At 69.5% G+C, this 14870-nt stretch carries 14 protein-coding genes; 7 read left to right on the top strand and 7 right to left on the bottom strand.

From position 1 onward, the window contains the following. Positions 1–41 precede the first annotated feature (41 nt). On the top strand, positions 42–794 hold the full coding sequence (locus OHA89_RS24875) for a VC0807 family protein (RefSeq protein ID WP_406367131.1): 753 nt from the start codon (positions 42–44) through the stop codon (positions 792–794). An 81-nt stretch (positions 795–875) separates the two neighbouring features. Here OHA89_RS24875 and OHA89_RS24870 read toward each other — a convergent pair whose 3' ends face one another. Beyond that, positions 876–2258 (bottom strand): glycine--tRNA ligase, encoded by a 1383-nt coding sequence (locus OHA89_RS24870; protein WP_257556408.1) that lies wholly within the window; start codon positions 2256–2258, stop codon positions 876–878. Between the two features lie 155 nt (positions 2259–2413). Between OHA89_RS24870 and OHA89_RS24865 the strand changes: the two genes are divergently transcribed. From OHA89_RS24865 to OHA89_RS24850, 4 genes are read left to right on the top strand one after another with little or no spacing between them, the layout of a single operon-like run. Then, positions 2414–3397, top strand: coding sequence for a metal ABC transporter substrate-binding protein (locus OHA89_RS24865; protein ID WP_266609763.1), 984 nt, complete (start codon positions 2414–2416; stop codon positions 3395–3397). A gap of 30 nt (positions 3398–3427) precedes the next feature. Then, a complete protein-coding gene (locus OHA89_RS24860) occupies positions 3428–4216 on the top strand; it encodes a metal ABC transporter ATP-binding protein (RefSeq protein WP_215141998.1) in 789 nt (262 codons plus the stop codon). Further along, positions 4216–5079, top strand: coding sequence for a metal ABC transporter permease (locus OHA89_RS24855; RefSeq protein WP_215141951.1), 864 nt, complete (start codon positions 4216–4218; stop codon positions 5077–5079). Before OHA89_RS24860 ends, OHA89_RS24855 begins: the two co-directional genes overlap by 1 nt. A gap of 42 nt (positions 5080–5121) precedes the next feature. Continuing rightward, positions 5122–5550 carry a transcriptional repressor gene (locus OHA89_RS24850; RefSeq protein WP_308296605.1) on the top strand — a complete coding sequence of 143 codons (429 nt, stop codon included), beginning with the start codon at positions 5122–5124 and terminating at the stop codon, positions 5548–5550. Between the two features lie 61 nt (positions 5551–5611). Here the strand turns inward: OHA89_RS24850 and OHA89_RS24845 are convergent, their stop codons facing one another. The 5 genes from OHA89_RS24845 to OHA89_RS24825 form a co-directional block, all read right to left on the bottom strand. Beyond that, entirely contained in the window at positions 5612–6172 is a 561-nt protein-coding gene (locus tag OHA89_RS24845) for a YcxB family protein (protein WP_215141947.1), read from the bottom strand. Positions 6173–6209: 37 nt separating this feature from the next. Beyond that, positions 6210–7031, bottom strand: a complete 822-nt coding sequence (locus OHA89_RS24840; protein WP_215141945.1) for an isoprenyl transferase — start codon at positions 7029–7031, stop codon at positions 6210–6212. A gap of 11 nt (positions 7032–7042) precedes the next feature. After that, positions 7043–7789, bottom strand: coding sequence for a DNA repair protein RecO (recO, locus tag OHA89_RS24835; RefSeq protein ID WP_215141943.1), 747 nt, complete (start codon positions 7787–7789; stop codon positions 7043–7045). An 86-nt stretch (positions 7790–7875) separates the two neighbouring features. Then, positions 7876–9384 carry a nucleobase:cation symporter-2 family protein gene (locus OHA89_RS24830; RefSeq protein ID WP_266609762.1) on the bottom strand — a complete coding sequence of 503 codons (1509 nt, stop codon included), beginning with the start codon at positions 9382–9384 and terminating at the stop codon, positions 7876–7878. Between the two features lie 552 nt (positions 9385–9936). After that, positions 9937–10632 carry a TerB family tellurite resistance protein gene (locus OHA89_RS24825; RefSeq protein WP_215141941.1) on the bottom strand — a complete coding sequence of 232 codons (696 nt, stop codon included), beginning with the start codon at positions 10630–10632 and terminating at the stop codon, positions 9937–9939. A 209-nt stretch (positions 10633–10841) separates the two neighbouring features. Between OHA89_RS24825 and OHA89_RS24820 the strand changes: the two genes are divergently transcribed. Further along, positions 10842–11600 carry an SDR family NAD(P)-dependent oxidoreductase gene (locus tag OHA89_RS24820; RefSeq protein WP_406367127.1) on the top strand — a complete coding sequence of 253 codons (759 nt, stop codon included), beginning with the start codon at positions 10842–10844 and terminating at the stop codon, positions 11598–11600. 60 nt (positions 11601–11660) lie between these two features. Here OHA89_RS24820 and leuA read toward each other — a convergent pair whose 3' ends face one another. Next, positions 11661–13424 (bottom strand): 2-isopropylmalate synthase, encoded by a 1764-nt coding sequence (gene leuA / locus OHA89_RS24815; protein WP_266609760.1) that lies wholly within the window; start codon positions 13422–13424, stop codon positions 11661–11663. 366 nt (positions 13425–13790) lie between these two features. Between leuA and OHA89_RS24810 the strand changes: the two genes are divergently transcribed. Next, positions 13791–14870 carry a M4 family metallopeptidase gene (locus tag OHA89_RS24810; protein ID WP_257556392.1) on the top strand — a complete coding sequence of 360 codons (1080 nt, stop codon included), beginning with the start codon at positions 13791–13793 and terminating at the stop codon, positions 14868–14870.

Raw genomic sequence — 14870 nt, 5'->3', positions numbered from 1 at the left:
TGTCATCGGCGTGTACTTACGGTCCCCCTACCGCACTCTTCATGCATGTTTCAGGGGGAACCTTGTCCACCCACGCAGCTCGACCCGAACCTCCCGCCCGCTCCGGCGCCGCCACGGCCCTCGGCTGGATCCTGACCATCGGCCTCAACGTGGTCGCGCCGATCATCACGTACAACACGCTGACCGAAAACCACGCCTGGAGCGAGTTCTCCGCCCTTCTCCTCAGCAGCGCCTGGCCGGTGCTCGACAGCGCCATCAGCCTGGCCTGGCGACGCAAGCTCGACGAATTCGCCGTCGTCACCCTGGTGTTCCTCGTGATCACGGCTGTTGTCTCGCTCGTCGGCGCCCACTCGGCGCGGGCCCTGCTGATCAAGGACTCCGCCGTGACGGGGCTGTTCGGACTGCTCTGCCTGGCCACCCTGGCGGCGGCGCGCCCGCTGATGTTCTACTTCGGCCGCAAGTTCGCCACCGACGGCACCCCGGAGAGCACCGCCTGGTGGAACGGCCTGTGGCAGTACGAGGGCTTCCGCACCACCATGCGCCGCATGACCCTCGTCTGGGGCGTGGCCTACGTGGCCGAGGCCCTGGTCCGGATCGCGCTGACGTACACCCTGGACACCAAGACCATGGTGACGCTCAGCCCGATCATGATCTATGCGGTGCTGGGCGCCCTGGGCGTCTGGACCGCCCTCTACGGAAAGCGGTCCCAGGCCGAGGGCGAGCGCCGCGCGGCCGAGACCGAGGCCAAGGCGACGGCGACGGCGGCCGCAGCCGAAGGCCCCTCTGCGGTCTGACGTTCGGCAGAAACGACCGGTGGCCCGGTGCGCGCGTGCGCACCGGGCCACCGGTCGTTTCGCCGAAGCGGAAGCTCGGGACTAGCAGCCGAGCAGGCGGCTGCCGAGGTAGCTCTGGATCTGGTCCAGGGAGACGCGCTCCTGCTTCATGGTGTCGCGCTCGCGCACGGTCACCGCGTTGTCGTCCAGGGTGTCGAAGTCGACGGTGACGCAGAACGGCGTGCCGATCTCGTCCTGACGGCGGTAGCGGCGGCCGATGGCGCCCGCGTCGTCGAACTCGATGTTCCAGTGCTTGCGCAGGTCGGCGGCGAGGCCCTTGGCCTTCGGCGAGAGCTGCGCGTTGCGGGACAGCGGCAGGACGGCGACCTTGACCGGCGCCAGGCGCGGGTCGAGGCGCATCACGGCGCGCTTCTCCATGACGCCCTTGGCGTTGGGGGCCTCGTCCTCGTTGTACGCGTCGAGCATGAAGGCGAGCATGGCGCGGTTGACACCGGCCGCCGGCTCGATGACGTACGGGGTGTACTTCTCCTTGGACTCCTGGTCGAAGTACACGAGGTCCTGGCCGGAGGCCGCGGAGTGGGCCTTGAGGTCGAAGTCGGTGCGGTTGGCCACGCCCTCGAGCTCGGAGAACTCGTTACCACCGAAGTTGAAGCGGTACTCGATGTCGGCGGTGCGCTTCGAGTAGTGGGACAGCTTCTCCTTCGGGTGGTCGTACCAGCGGATGTTCTCCTCGCGGATGCCGAGGTCGCGGTACCAGTTCCACCGCTCGGCCATCCAGTACTCCTGCCACTGCTCGTCCTCGCCCGGCTTGACGAAGAACTCCATCTCCATCTGCTCGAACTCGCGGGTGCGGAAGATGAAGTTGCCGGGCGTGATCTCGTTGCGGAAGGACTTGCCCATCTGCGCGATGCCGAACGGGGGCTTCTTGCGCGAGGTGGTCTGCACGTGGGCGAAGTTGGTGAAGATGCCCTGGGCGGTCTCGGGGCGCAGGTACGCCTTGGAGCCGCTGTCCTGGGTCGGGCCGAGGTGGGTCTCCAGCATGCCGGAGAACTGCTTGGGCTCGGTGAACTGGCCCTTCACACCGCAGTTGGGGCAGTTGATGTCGGCGAGGCCGTTGGCGGGCGTGCGGCCGTGCTTGGCCTCGTACGCCTCTTCCAGGTGGTCCGCGCGGTGACGCTTGTGACAGGAGGTGCACTCGGTCAGCGGGTCCGAGAAGGTCGCGACGTGGCCGGAGGCCACCCAGACCTCGGGGGCCAGGATCACGGACGAGTCAAGGCCGACGATGTCCTCACGCCCGGTGACCATCGCCTTCCACCACTGGCGCTTGATGTTCTCCTTGAGCTCGACACCGAGCGGGCCGTAATCCCAGGCGGCCTTGGAGCCGCCGTAGATGTCACTGCACGGGAAAACGAAGCCACGGCGCTTGCTCAGGCTGACGATGGTGTCGATCTTGTCGGCGGCCACGGTGCTCTCTTCATTACGAGGACGAACGGCGAATGCCTCAGGTTACCGGCGCCCGCACCCCCCCTTTCAAATCGGATCCCCCTCTCCGGGCCCGCCCACACCTCTCCCACCAGGCTTTTTGACAATCGTTTCCATTTTTGATGAAAATGGATGTCATGAACGTACGACGCCTCATACCCGCCACCGCCCTCGCCGGAGCCGTCGCCCTCGGCGCCACGGCCCTCACCGCCTGCTCCGGAGCCGCCGCGGGCGCGTCCGGCGGCAAGGACGGCAAGCTCGGCGTGACGGCGTCGTTCTATCCGATGCAGTTCCTCGCCGAGCAGATCGGCAAGGACCACGTGCAGGTCGACACCCTGACCAAGCCGGGTGTCGAGCCGCACGACCTGGAGATCACCCCGAAGCAGACCGCGCAGCTCGCCGACGCCGATGTGATCCTCTACCTCAAGAGCCTCCAGCCCGCCGTCGACAAGGCCGTTGACCAGTCCGGCGTGAAGAACGTCGTCGACGCCGCCACCCTCACCAAGCTCGAGGCCCACGCGGCCTCCGGCCACGACCACGGTCACGAGGGCGAGGCAGAGGCCGAGGCGGGCCACGACCACGGCCACGAGGGCGAGGCCGGCGCGGACCCGCACGTCTGGCTGGACCCCGCCAAGTACGCGGAGATCGCCAAGGGTGTCGGCGCGGCCCTGGAGAAGGCCGACCCCGACCACGCCGCGGACTACAAGAAGAACACCGACGACCTCGTCGGCAAGCTGACCGTGCTGGACACCGAGTTCAAGGACGGCCTGACCAATACGGCCACCAAGACCTTCATCACCACCCACTCCGCCTTCGGCTACCTCGCCGAGCGCTACGGCCTGGACCAGGAGGGCATCTCCGGAGTCGACCCCGAGTCCGAGCCCAGCCCCGCCCGGATGAAGGAGCTCCAGGAGGTCGCGAAGAAGGAGAATGTCTCCACCGTGTTCTTCGAGACCCTGGCCAGCGACAAGACGGCGAAGAGCCTCGCGGGGGACACCGGCCTGAAGACCGACGTCCTCGACCCGCTCGAGGGAATCACCGACAAGTCCCAGGGCGCTGACTACTTCGAGGTCATGCGGTCCAACCTGAAGAACCTCCAGAAGGCGCTCGGAGCCAAGTAGATGACAGCAGCAGTTACGGAGGCACGAGCCATGCAGTCCATGCCCCGGCAGGCGGACCAGCCCGTCATATCCCTGCGCGGGGCCACGGCCTCGCTCGGTTCGCGCCCCGTGCTGCGCGGGATCGACCTCACCGTCCGTCGCGGTGAGGTCGTCGCGCTGCTCGGCGCCAACGGCTCCGGCAAGTCCACCGCCGTGCGCGCCGTCGTCGGCCAGGTCCCGCTCACCGAGGGCTCCCTGTCGCTCTTCGGCACCGAGTTCAAGCGCTTCCGCGACTGGTCGCGCATCGGGTACGTCCCGCAGCGCACCACGGCCGCCAGTGGCGTCCCGGCCACCGTCCGCGAGGTCGTCTCCTCCGGCCGACTGGCCCGCACCCGCTTCGGCCTCCTGCGCAAGGCCGACAGGGCCGCCGTCGAGCGCGCCCTGGCCCTCGTGGACATGGACGGGCACGCCGACGTCTCGGTCAACGCCCTCTCCGGCGGCCAGCACCAGCGCGTGCTCATAGCCCGGGCACTCGCCGGCGAGCCGGAGCTGCTGCTGATGGACGAGCCCATGGCCGGCGTCGACCTCGCCAACCAGGAGGTCCTCGCGGCCGCGCTGCGCGAGCAGGTCGCCGTCGGCACCACCGTCCTGCTCGTCCTGCACGAGCTGGGCCCGCTGGAACCCCTGATCGACCGGGCCGTCGTCCTGCGTGACGGCTGCGTCGTCCACGACGGCCCGCCCCCGGAGGCCGTGGGCCAGCACGCCCTGCCCGGCCACGACCACGTACACCCCCACGCGGCGCACGACGCCGAGCCTCTGCGGACGGGACTGCTGAGCTGATGGACCTCCTCGACCACGCCTTCATGCAGCGGGCGCTGATCGCCGCCGCCCTGGTGGGCATCACCGCGCCCGCCATCGGCACGTACCTGGTCCAGCGCCGCCAGGCCGTGATGGGTGACGGCCTCGGCCACGTCGCCATGACCGGTGTCGCCCTCGGCTTCGTGCTCAACAGCAGCCCGGTGTGGATGGCCACCCTGATCGCCGTCATCGGCGCCGTCGGCATGGAGCTGATCCGCTCCCGCGGCAAGACCAGCGGTGACGTCGCCCTCGCCATGCTCTTCTACGGCGGCCTCGCCGGCGGCGTGATGATCATCAACGTGGGCGGCGGCTCCACGACCAACCTGCTCAGCGCCATGTTCGGCTCGATCACCACCGTCGCGTCCGAGGACGTCACCGCGATGGCGATCCTGGCGGCCTTCGTCCTCGCCGTCACCATCGGCCTGCGCCGGCAGCTCTTCGCCGTCTGCCAGGACGAGGAGTTCGCCAAGGTCACGGGCCTGCCGGTGCGCGCCCTGAACCTGCTGATCGCCGTCACCGCCGCCGTCACCGTGACCGTCGCGATGCGCATCGTCGGCCTGCTGCTGGTCAGCGCCATGATGGTGATCCCGGTCGCCGCCGCCCAGCGGCTCACGCGCGGGTTCGCCGCCACGCTGGGCCTGGCCATCGCGATCAGCCTGGCCGTCTCCCTGACGGGCACGGCCACCACGTATTACGTCAACGCGCCCTCGGGTGCCATGATCGTCCTGCTCGCGATCGCCGTCTTCATGGCACTGACCGCGCTGTCCGCTCCGCTGGCCCGGCGCCGGGCCAGAGCCGCGGTGGCGGCGGAAGAGGTCTGCACTCGGGACGATGTGAAGGTCTAGCGGACTGGCACAATGGCCGCAGGCCGATACGAGGAGGAACCGGTGGCGACTGCGCCTGGCGAGACGAATGCCGCGCCAGTACGAGGACGATCCACCCGGCAGCGGGCCGCCGTGGCGGCGGCGCTGGACCAGGTGGACGAGTTCCGCAGTGCCCAGGAACTCCACGACATGCTCAAGCACCGTGGCGATTCCGTGGGCCTGACCACCGTCTACCGCACGCTCCAGTCGCTCGCGGACGCCGGCGAGGTCGACGTACTGCGCACCAGCGACGGCGAGTCCGTCTACCGGCGCTGCTCCACCGGCGACCACCACCACCACCTGGTCTGCCGCAAGTGCGGCAAGGCGGTGGAGGTGGAGGGCCCGGCCGTGGAGAAGTGGGCCGAGTCCATCGCGGCCGAGCACGGCTACGTGAACGTGGCCCACACGGTGGAGATCTTCGGCACCTGCGCGGACTGCGCGGCCGCGGGCTGATCGGTACGGGCGCCCGCGCCCCGGGCCCGTCCGGCGGCGCCGGAGCCGGCCACGGCCGCGCCTAGATCCGACGCAGGTTCGCGTCCAGGAGCGCCCGCAGACGGTCGACGTCGGCCGGTTCCCGGACGCCCCGCTTGGGCAGGACCGTCATGGCCACCGCCCCCTTGTCGTCACTGAGCATGACGAACGCCTCGGCCGTCTCCGCGTACCTCGGCTGCGCCTCCCAGCCGATGCGCGTCTGGGAGGCGGCTGTGCTCACCTGGACCCCGGCCCCGTCGACGACGGTACGGGCCTCCCCCGCCTTGTCCAGCAGCCCGCCGAAGGCGCGCGCCTGGAGCCGCGGGCCGAACAGCACGAAGGCCCACAGCACCGCCCCGCCGACGAGGAAGCCCGCCGGTCTCCCCGGCGCGATCTCCCCGTCCACCAGCGCCAGCAGGCCGAGCCCCAGCAGCAGCGTCCCGGCGAAGATCAATACCCCGCGCCGACGGCGTCCCTGAGCCGTGCGCGCGTCCCGGACTCGCAATGCGTGCGCGAGGTCCGCCTTGGTCGTCCGGTAGACGAGCTCGACGGCCTGCCCGTCCTGCCGTGCCGTCTCCGCATCCGTGCCCGCGTTCATGTCCATGACAGCGGAGCCTATCGCCGGGGCGCGCGGCCGCCCGTCAGCCGGTGGGGCCCTCCGCCTGGTTCGGGACCGCGCCGCCGAAGCGGCGGTCGCGCTGTGCGTACTCCAGGCAGGCCTGCCAGAGGTTGCGCCGGTCGAAGTCCGGCCACAGCACGTCCTGGAAGACCATCTCGGCGTACGCGCTCTGCCAGAGCAGGTAGTTGGAGGTGCGCTGCTCGCCGCTCGGCCGCAGGAACAGGTCCACGTCCGGCATGTCCGGGTAGTACATGTACTTCGCGAAGGTCTTCTCGTTGACCTTCGACGGGTCCAGCTTCCCGGCCGCCACATCGCGGGCGATGGCCTGGGCCGCGTCCGCGATCTCCGCGCGGCCGCCGTAGTTCACGCAGAAGTACAGCGTCATCGCGTCGTTGTCGACGGTCTGCTCCTGGGCCACCTGGAGCTCCTGGACGACCGACTTCCACATCTTCGGCATGCGTCCGACCCAGCGGATCCGGATGCCCAGCTCGTTCATCTCGTCGCGGCGCCGCCGGATGACATCGCGGTTGAAGTTCATCAGGAAGCGGACCTCGTCGGGCGAGCGCTTCCAGTTCTCCGTCGAGAAGGCGTACAGGGAGAGGTTCTTGACGCCCATCTCCAGGCAGCCCTTGAGCACGTCGAGCACGACGCCCTCGCCGACCTTGTGACCCTCGGTACGCGGCAGGCCGCGCTCCTTGGCCCAGCGGCCGTTGCCGTCCATGACGACCGCGACGTGGTTCGGGACGAGGTCGCCGGGGATCTTCGGCGGGCGCTCACCGGACGGGTGCGGCTCGGGAACCTTGTACTCGCGGCGAGAGCGTCCCAGAATCCCGCGTCGTGCCATGTGCCCAGCTCCTATTTCTCGACGTATCGCAGGGAGCGTAGCCCGCGCTCCAGATGCCAGTGCAAATAGGCGGAGACCAGCCCGCTGCCCTCCCGCACGTGACGCGCCTCGCACGCGTCGGCATGATTCCAGTCGCCCGTCAGCAGCGCGCTGAGCAGGGCGATGGCCTCCGACGAGGGTACGACGCTGCCGGGCACCCGGCAGTCCCCGCATATCACCCCGCCCGCGGCGACGGAGAAGTGCCGGTTGGGGCCGTGGATCCCGCACTTCGCACAGTCCTCGAAACTGGGCGCGTAGCCGTTGACGGCGAGGGAGCGCAGCAGGAACGCGTCGAGGATGAGGTGGGGTTCGTGCTCGCCGCGCGAGAGCGTGCGCAGGGCGCCGACGAGCAGCAGGTACTGCTGTACGGCGGGCTCGCCCTCGTTCTCGGTGAAGCGCTCGGCGGTCTCCAGCATGGCGGTGCCGGCGGTGTAGCGGGCGTAGTCGGTGACGATGCCGTTGCCGTACGGGGCGATGATCTCGGTCTGGGTGCAGAGCGGCAGGCTGCGCCCGATCAGCTCGCTGCCGCGGGCGAAGAACTGCACGTCGGCGTGGGAGAAAGGTTCCAGCCGGGCACCGAACTTGGACTTCGTACGCCGGACCCCGCGGGCGACGGCCCGCACCCGGCCGTGGCCGCGGGTCAGCAGCGTGATGATGCGGTCCGCCTCACCCAGCTTCTGGGTGCGCAGCACGATGCCGTCGTCGCGGAACAGGCTCATGCGCCCATTGTCACCCGCACCACGGACAGCGATGGCCCCCCGCCCGGACCAGAGTCCGGACGAGGGGCCAGCACCCCTTGGGAGGATCAGGAGGCGGGCGTCTGCGCCTCGTCCGTCTCGACCGCCTTCTCGGCCTCGGCCGGCTCCTCGGCCTTGTCCGCCTTCTCGGCCTTCTCGGCGTCCGCCGGGGCTGCCGTCGGCTGGGCGGGCAGCTCGACCGCGGCGACGGCCGGTGCGTCGTCCTTGGTCAGACCGTTGAAGATCAGGTTGAGGACGATGGCGGCCGTGGCACCGAGGGTGACACCACTGTTGAGGAGCGAGGACAGGTCCGCGTCCATGTGCTTGGTGAAGAAGACCGGGACGGTCGCGGGGAGCAGGGCGAAGGCGAGGGAGACGCCCACGATCAGCGCGTTCTTCTCCTCCTTCAGGTCCACCTTGGCCAGGGTCTGGATACCGGCGAGGGCGACCATGGCGAACATGACGGTCGCGGCGCCGCCGAGGACTCCGTGCGGGACGGCGGCGACGATCGCGGCGGCCTTGGGCAGCAACCCCAAGATGATCATGAACACACCGGCGGCCACGACCACGAACCGGCTCTTGACCTTGGTCATCCGCACCAGGCCGACGTTCTCGGCGAAGGCGACGTACGGGAAGGAGTTGAGGACACCGCCGAGGGCGGTCGCGGCGCCGTCGGCGCGCAGGGCGCGGGCCACGGTCTCGCTGTCGACGTCCTTGCCGACGATGTCGCCGACCGCGTACGTGTCACCGGTCGTCTCGACCATGGTGATCAGCATGACGATCAGCATCAGGACGATCGGGAACCACTCGAACTTCGGGACGCCGAAGTGGAAGGGCGTGGTGACGCCGACCCAGTCGGACTTGCTCACGTCGCCGAACTTCGCGTCCCCGAGGAGGAAGGCGACCACGGTGCCGGCCACCAGGCCGAGCAGGATGGAGATGCTGGAGAGGAACTGCTTGCCGATCTTCATCAGGACGAGGATGAAGAGCATCGTGCCGCCGGCGTACGCGAAGTTCTTCGGGTCGCCGAAGTCGGGGCTGCCGAGGCCGCCCGCCGCGTCGTTGAGGCCGACCGGGATCAGGACGATGCCCAGAACCGTGATCACGGTGCCGGTGACGACGGGCGGGAAGAGCCGCATGACCGTCCGGAACGCCTTCGCCGGCAGCCATGCGAAGGCGAAGGTCGCGATGCCGGCGGTGATGACCGCGCCGTAGATGACCAGCAGCGCGGCGGTTCCGCCGCCCGCGCCGAGGCCGATGGCGATCATCGGGGAGACGGCAGTGAAGGTCACGCCCTGGATCAGCGGCAGTCGCGCACCGATCCGGCCGATGCCCCAGGCCTGGATGATCGAGGCGATACCGCAGGTGAAGAGGTCCGCGTTGATCAGGTAGACCAGCTGTTCAGGGCTCAGCTTCAGCGCGTTGCCGACGATGATCGGAACGATCACCGCGCCGGCGTAGAACGCGAGTACGTGCTGGAAGCCGTACAGCGCGAGCTTGGGGAGGGGGAGCACCTCGTCGACCGGGTGCGTGCTCTGCTCTCCGTTTTCGGAAAGCCGGGCGGCGACACGTGCCATCTCTGCCTTGCCCTTCAAGAGGTGAGGTAAGTGAGAGGAGATCTGGTTGTCCCTGGTCGAAGTGGGTCGCTAACCCGTTGGTCCGCCAGGGTTGTCAGTACGTTCACGTGAATCGAAGCCCCGCTGTGTTAACGGCGGCGTCTCGTCGTGTGACCGGAATTGAACGCCTGTGAAGGGCCTCACAGATATCGTCGACTTCTACAAACTGTTGACGTCCACGGCGGCCAGATCTGTAGGTTTCTCCAGTGGTGGAGCTCAGCACACAGGAGTAAACGGGGCGCCGTCCGGAGGCAGGCGTTCCCACGGCACGACCACGGCTCGACCGCGCCGCACCTACGGGTTGACCTGCGTATACAGCCCTCGCCTGGATGCGGGCAGGCGCACGCGAAGGGGCCCGCTCCGGTGGTCCAAGGGGTGGACGGTCCGGGCACGGAGCGATCGGCTCCGCGGTTCACCGGACGCGCGAAAATCTTGAAATCGGCCCCACGTGGCCGGATCGTTACGTCTCAGGAGCCCGTTTCGGGCCGTTTCGGGGGTGGCGGAAGAGCCCGGCTACGGCGCGCGCACCGCCGACAGGAGCCGGGCCACGTCGTCCGCGTCGATGCGCAGCGCCGCCCCGACCGTGGAGAGCACCTCGCGCTCGGCCGGGATGTACGGGCCGTCCGCGAGCGCGATCCGCGCGCCCTGGAGCAGGATCGACTCACGGCCGGGGCCCGCCAGGTGCGGGGCCAGCGGCTCAAGCGCCTCGTGGAGTTCGATCGACAGCGCGGCCCCGCAGCACTCCGGGACGTCGTACAGCCCGAGCCGCCCCTCGTCGGTGGACAGCGCCTCCACGAGGGACTCCAGCTGCTCCTCCGTGCACTCCTGGAAGCCCGCGGCCCGTACGGCGCTCACGGCGGCCTCCAGCGCGCTGCGCGAGCCCGTCCCGCCCGCCGCGAGCACGGCCAGCGCCACGGTGTGCACGGCGTCGCGCAGCATGGCCGTGAAGCGGGTGGTGGTGAGGTGGTCCAGGACCTCGGTGTCGAAGCGCTCCCGGCAGCCCTGGCACTCGACGACGGGCCCGGCGCTGCCGCGCGGCAGCAGCGGCACACCGAGGACGGTGAAGCGGCGGCGCCCGGTCCGCCTGCGGTAGTTGCGGTCCCCACCGCAGGCGGGGCAGAAGAACTCCCCGTCGCCCACGGTGCTCCAGGTGGTGCGGATGCCCCAGACCATCAGCTTCCGGCCGTCCCCACCCCGAACTGGCAGCACGTCGCACCTCCGTCACTCCCCCGTAGTCCTGCGGACACGGGCGGGGCCCCCGCCCGGCAACATCGCCGGACGGTTTCGCGTGATGTTAGCCACATCGGTGAGGATGCGTCAGTCGTGCGACAAGACAACATGCCGTGCGACGCGGACTTGGCCGATCTGCGCCCCCGCCGTCCCCGCGCCACCTCGCCCTTTTCCCTACCCTCGGCCACATGAACGAGAAGTCCTGTCTGGTGACCGGCGCCGCGAGCGGCATCGGCCGCGCCACCGCCCTGCTGCTGGCCCGCTCCGGGGGCCGGGTGACCGCGACCGATGTCAACGCCCCCGGCCTGGAGGCCCTTCGTACGCAATTGGCCGAAGAGGGTCACGAGATCACCGTCGTGGCCGGTGACGTCTCCGATCCGGGGGCCAACCGCGCGATGGTGGCCGCCGCGGTCGGCGCGTACGGGCGGCTCGACGTCGCCGTGGCGAACGCCGGGGTGCTCCCCCTTTCGGACGTACGGGAGACCAGCCCCGAGGACTGGGACCACGTGATGGCCATCGACGGCCGGGGGATGTTCCTGACCTGCAAGTACTCCATCGAGGCGATGACCGCGCAGCCGCGGCCCGGCGGTGCGCTGGTCTGCGTCTCGTCGATCTCGGGGGTGGCCGGGCAGGCCCGGCAGGCGGCGTACGGGCCCGCGAAGTTCGTGGCGTCGGGTCTGACCAAGCACCTCGCCGTGGAGTGGGCCGCGCACGGGATCCGCGTCAACGCGGTGGCCCCGGGCACCATCCGTACGGAGCGGGTCGTCGCGCTCGCGGACGAGCCGGGCGGGCCGGAGTACCTGGAGGAGATCACCGGGGCCCACCCGATGGGCCGGCTCGGCGAGCCGGAGGAGGTGGCCCGGGTCATCGCGTTCCTGGCCTCCGACGCGGCTTCGTTCGTGACGGGCGTGATCCTGCCGGTGGACGGCGGCTACCTCGCGCGCTGAACCCGGTAACGACGGAACCCCGCCCCTCCGGAGGGAGGGACGGGGTTCACGTACGAGGGGTCAGCGGCCCGCGCGGTTGACGGCGGAGATGACCGCCTTCAGGGAGGCGCGGGTGGTGTTGGCGTCGATGCCGATGCCCCACAGGACCCGGCCGTCGATCGCGCACTCGATGTACGAGGCGGCGACGGCGGAGGCGCCCTCGCTCATCGTGTGCTCGGTGTAGTCCAGCAGGCGGGCGTCGACGCCGATGCCGGCCAGCGCGTCGAAGAAGGCCGAGATCGGGCCGTTGCCGGTGCCGTCCAGGACCGTCTCCACGCCGTCCACGACCGCCTCGACGGTCAGCGTGTCCGTGCCGTCCTTGTCGGTCGCGGTCGAGCCCGAGCGCAGCTGGATCCGGCCCCACGGGTTCTCGGGGTTCGGCAGGTACTCGTCGGAGAAGACATCCCAGATCGCCTTCGGCGTGACCTCGCCGCCCTCGGCGTCGGTCTTGGCCTGGATGATCCGGGAGAACTCGATCTGCATGCGGCGCGGCAGGTCCAGCTTGTGGTCGTTCTTCAGGACGTACGCGATGCCGCCCTTGCCGGACTGCGAGTTGACCCGGATGACCGCCTCGTAGGAGCGGCCGACGTCCTTGGGGTCGATGGGCAGGTACGGGACCGCCCACTCGATGTCGTCGACGGTCTTGCCGGCGGCGGCCGCGTCGGCCTCCATGGCGTCGAAGCCCTTCTTGATGGCGTCCTGGTGGGAGCCGGAGAAGGCGGTGTAGACCAGGTCGCCCGCGTAGGGGTGGCGCGGGTGGACCTCCATCTGGTTGCAGTACTCGCTGGTGCGGCGGATCTCGTCGATCTGCGAGAAGTCGATCTGCGGGTCGATGCCCTGGGAGAACAGGTTCATGCCCAGGGTGATCAGGTCGACGTTGCCGGTGCGCTCGCCCTGGCCGAACAGGCAGCCCTCGATGCGGTCGGCGCCGGCCATCAGGGCCAGCTCGGCAGCGGCGACGGCGGTGCCGCGGTCGTTGTGCGGGTGCACGGAGATGCAGATGTGCTCGCGGCGGGTCAGGTTGCGGGCCATCCACTCGAAGCGGTCCGCGTGCGTGGACGGCGTCGAGCGCTCCACGGTGGCGGGCAGGTTCAGGATGATCTCGCGGCCCTCGGCGGGCTGCCAGACGTCGCAGACGGCCTCGCAGACCTCCAGGGCGAAGTCCAGCTCGGTGTCGGTGAAGATCTCCGGGCTGTACTGGTAGCCGAAGACGGTCTCGGGGCCCAGCAGCTTGCCGGCGTACTCCATGACCAGGCGGGTGCCGTCGACGGCGATCTGCTTGATCTGCTCCTTGGAGCCGCGGAAGACGACCCGGCGGAAGGTCGGGGCGGTCGCGTTGTACAGGTGCACGGTGGCGCGCTTGGCGCCGACCAGGGACTCCACGGTCCGCTCGATCAGGTCCTCGCGGGCCTGGGTCAGTACGGAGATGGTGACGTCGTCCGGGATCGCGCCCTCTTCGATGATGGAGCGCACGAAGTTGAAGTCGGTCTCGCCGGAGGACGGGAAGCCGACCTCGATCTCCTTGTAGCCCATGCGCACCAGCAGGTCGAACATCTCGCGCTTGCGGGCGGGGGTCATCGGGTCGATCAGCGACTGGTTGCCGTCACGCAGGTCGGTGGACAGCCAGCGGGGAGCCTTGGTGACGCGGGCGTCCGGCCAGGTGCGGTCCGGGATATCCACCTGCTCGTACCGGCCGTACTTGTGGATCGGCATCCCGGAGGTCTTCTGGGTGTGGGTCGCGTTGGTGATGGGCGTGGGGCGACCGACAAAAGGCTGCTGGCTCATGGCGTTGGGCTCCTCGCGTGTCCGCGTGTAGTTCGCTGGAACGGCCGACGGCGGTCGTAAAAACCGCAACACCAAACTCCGCGGGGAGGGGGCCGGCCTACGACTACAGACCCTCGCCGCGGCAGCTAAGGAGAAGCAGCCCGAAACGCATGATGGGCCGAGCCTAGCCGAGCCGCGCTGTACGCGGGGGACCTGTTTCAGTATGCAAGACCCGGTGGTCCGTTTTGTACCAAATGTGAGCTAGGCCTCTTTCGCTCCATCCAGGTCAGGTCGATCCGTCAACCTGCCGTTACGGCTTTCGGACAACCGAATGAATCATGGTCGCAGGTAGTGACACCGTCATGACGCACTGCCACATTGCCGGGCATGAATGCCTCCCACACTCACCACCGCCACTCCGTCTTCTGCACCGTCGTACCGCCCCACCTGCTCGACAAGGCCGCCCTGTCCGCGGACGCGCGGCGGGCCGATCTCGCGTTGCGCACCCTGGAGCGCGACGCCCTGCTGCGGACCCGGCGCCGGGTCACCACCGCCCGCGGGATCGTGCCCGCGCTCGTCGAGGTGCCCGGCCAGGACGGGCCGAGCCGGACGATCTACGACGCCCAGCACCGCACCCGGCTGCCCGGGAAGAAGGTGCGCGGGGAGGGCGACCCGGTGGGCAAGGACGCCACCGTCAACCGCGCGTACGCCGGGCTCGGGGCGACGTACGAACTCTTCCTCCAGGGCTTCGGACGGCGCTCGATCGACGGTTCCGGGCTGCCGCTGGACGCGACCGTCCACTACAGCGAGGACTACAACAACGCCTTCTGGGACGGCCAGCAGATGGTCTTCGGCGACGGGGACGGGGACCTCTTCCTCGACTTCACGGTGTCGGTGGACGTCATCGGGCACGAACTGACCCACGGGGTGACGCAGTACACCGCGAATCTGACGTACCACGGGCAGTCGGGCGCCCTGAACGAGTCGATGTCCGACGTCTTCGGCTCGCTGATCAAGCAGCACTCGCTGGAGCAGACGGCCGACGAGGCCGACTGGCTGATCGGGGCCGGGCTGCTGGGACCCAACGTGACCGGGGTCGCGCTGCGGTCGATGAAGGCGCCGGGGACGGCGTACGACGACGACGAGCTCGGCAAGGACCCGCAGCCGGCGACCATGGACGACTACGTGGAGACCTCGCGCGACAACGGCGGGGTGCACATCAACTCCGGCATCCCCAACCACGCCTTCTACGTCGTGGCGACCGAACTGGGCGGCAAGGCCTGGGAGCGGGCCGGGCAGATCTGGTACGACACCCTCACCGGCGGGCAGCTGGCCTCGGACGCGGACTTCGCGGACTTCGCCCGGCTGTCGACGGCCGCGGCCGTGACCCGGTTCGGGGAGGGGGGCGCGGAACACCAGGCGCTCCAGAAGGCGTGGTCGGCGGTGGGTGTCCCGCTGGCGGGGTAG

This window comes from Streptomyces sp. NBC_01546 (assembly GCF_045208355.1).
Taxonomy (GTDB): domain Bacteria; phylum Actinomycetota; class Actinomycetes; order Streptomycetales; family Streptomycetaceae; genus Streptomyces.
This window is presented reverse-complemented; position numbering and strand designations above follow the sequence as displayed.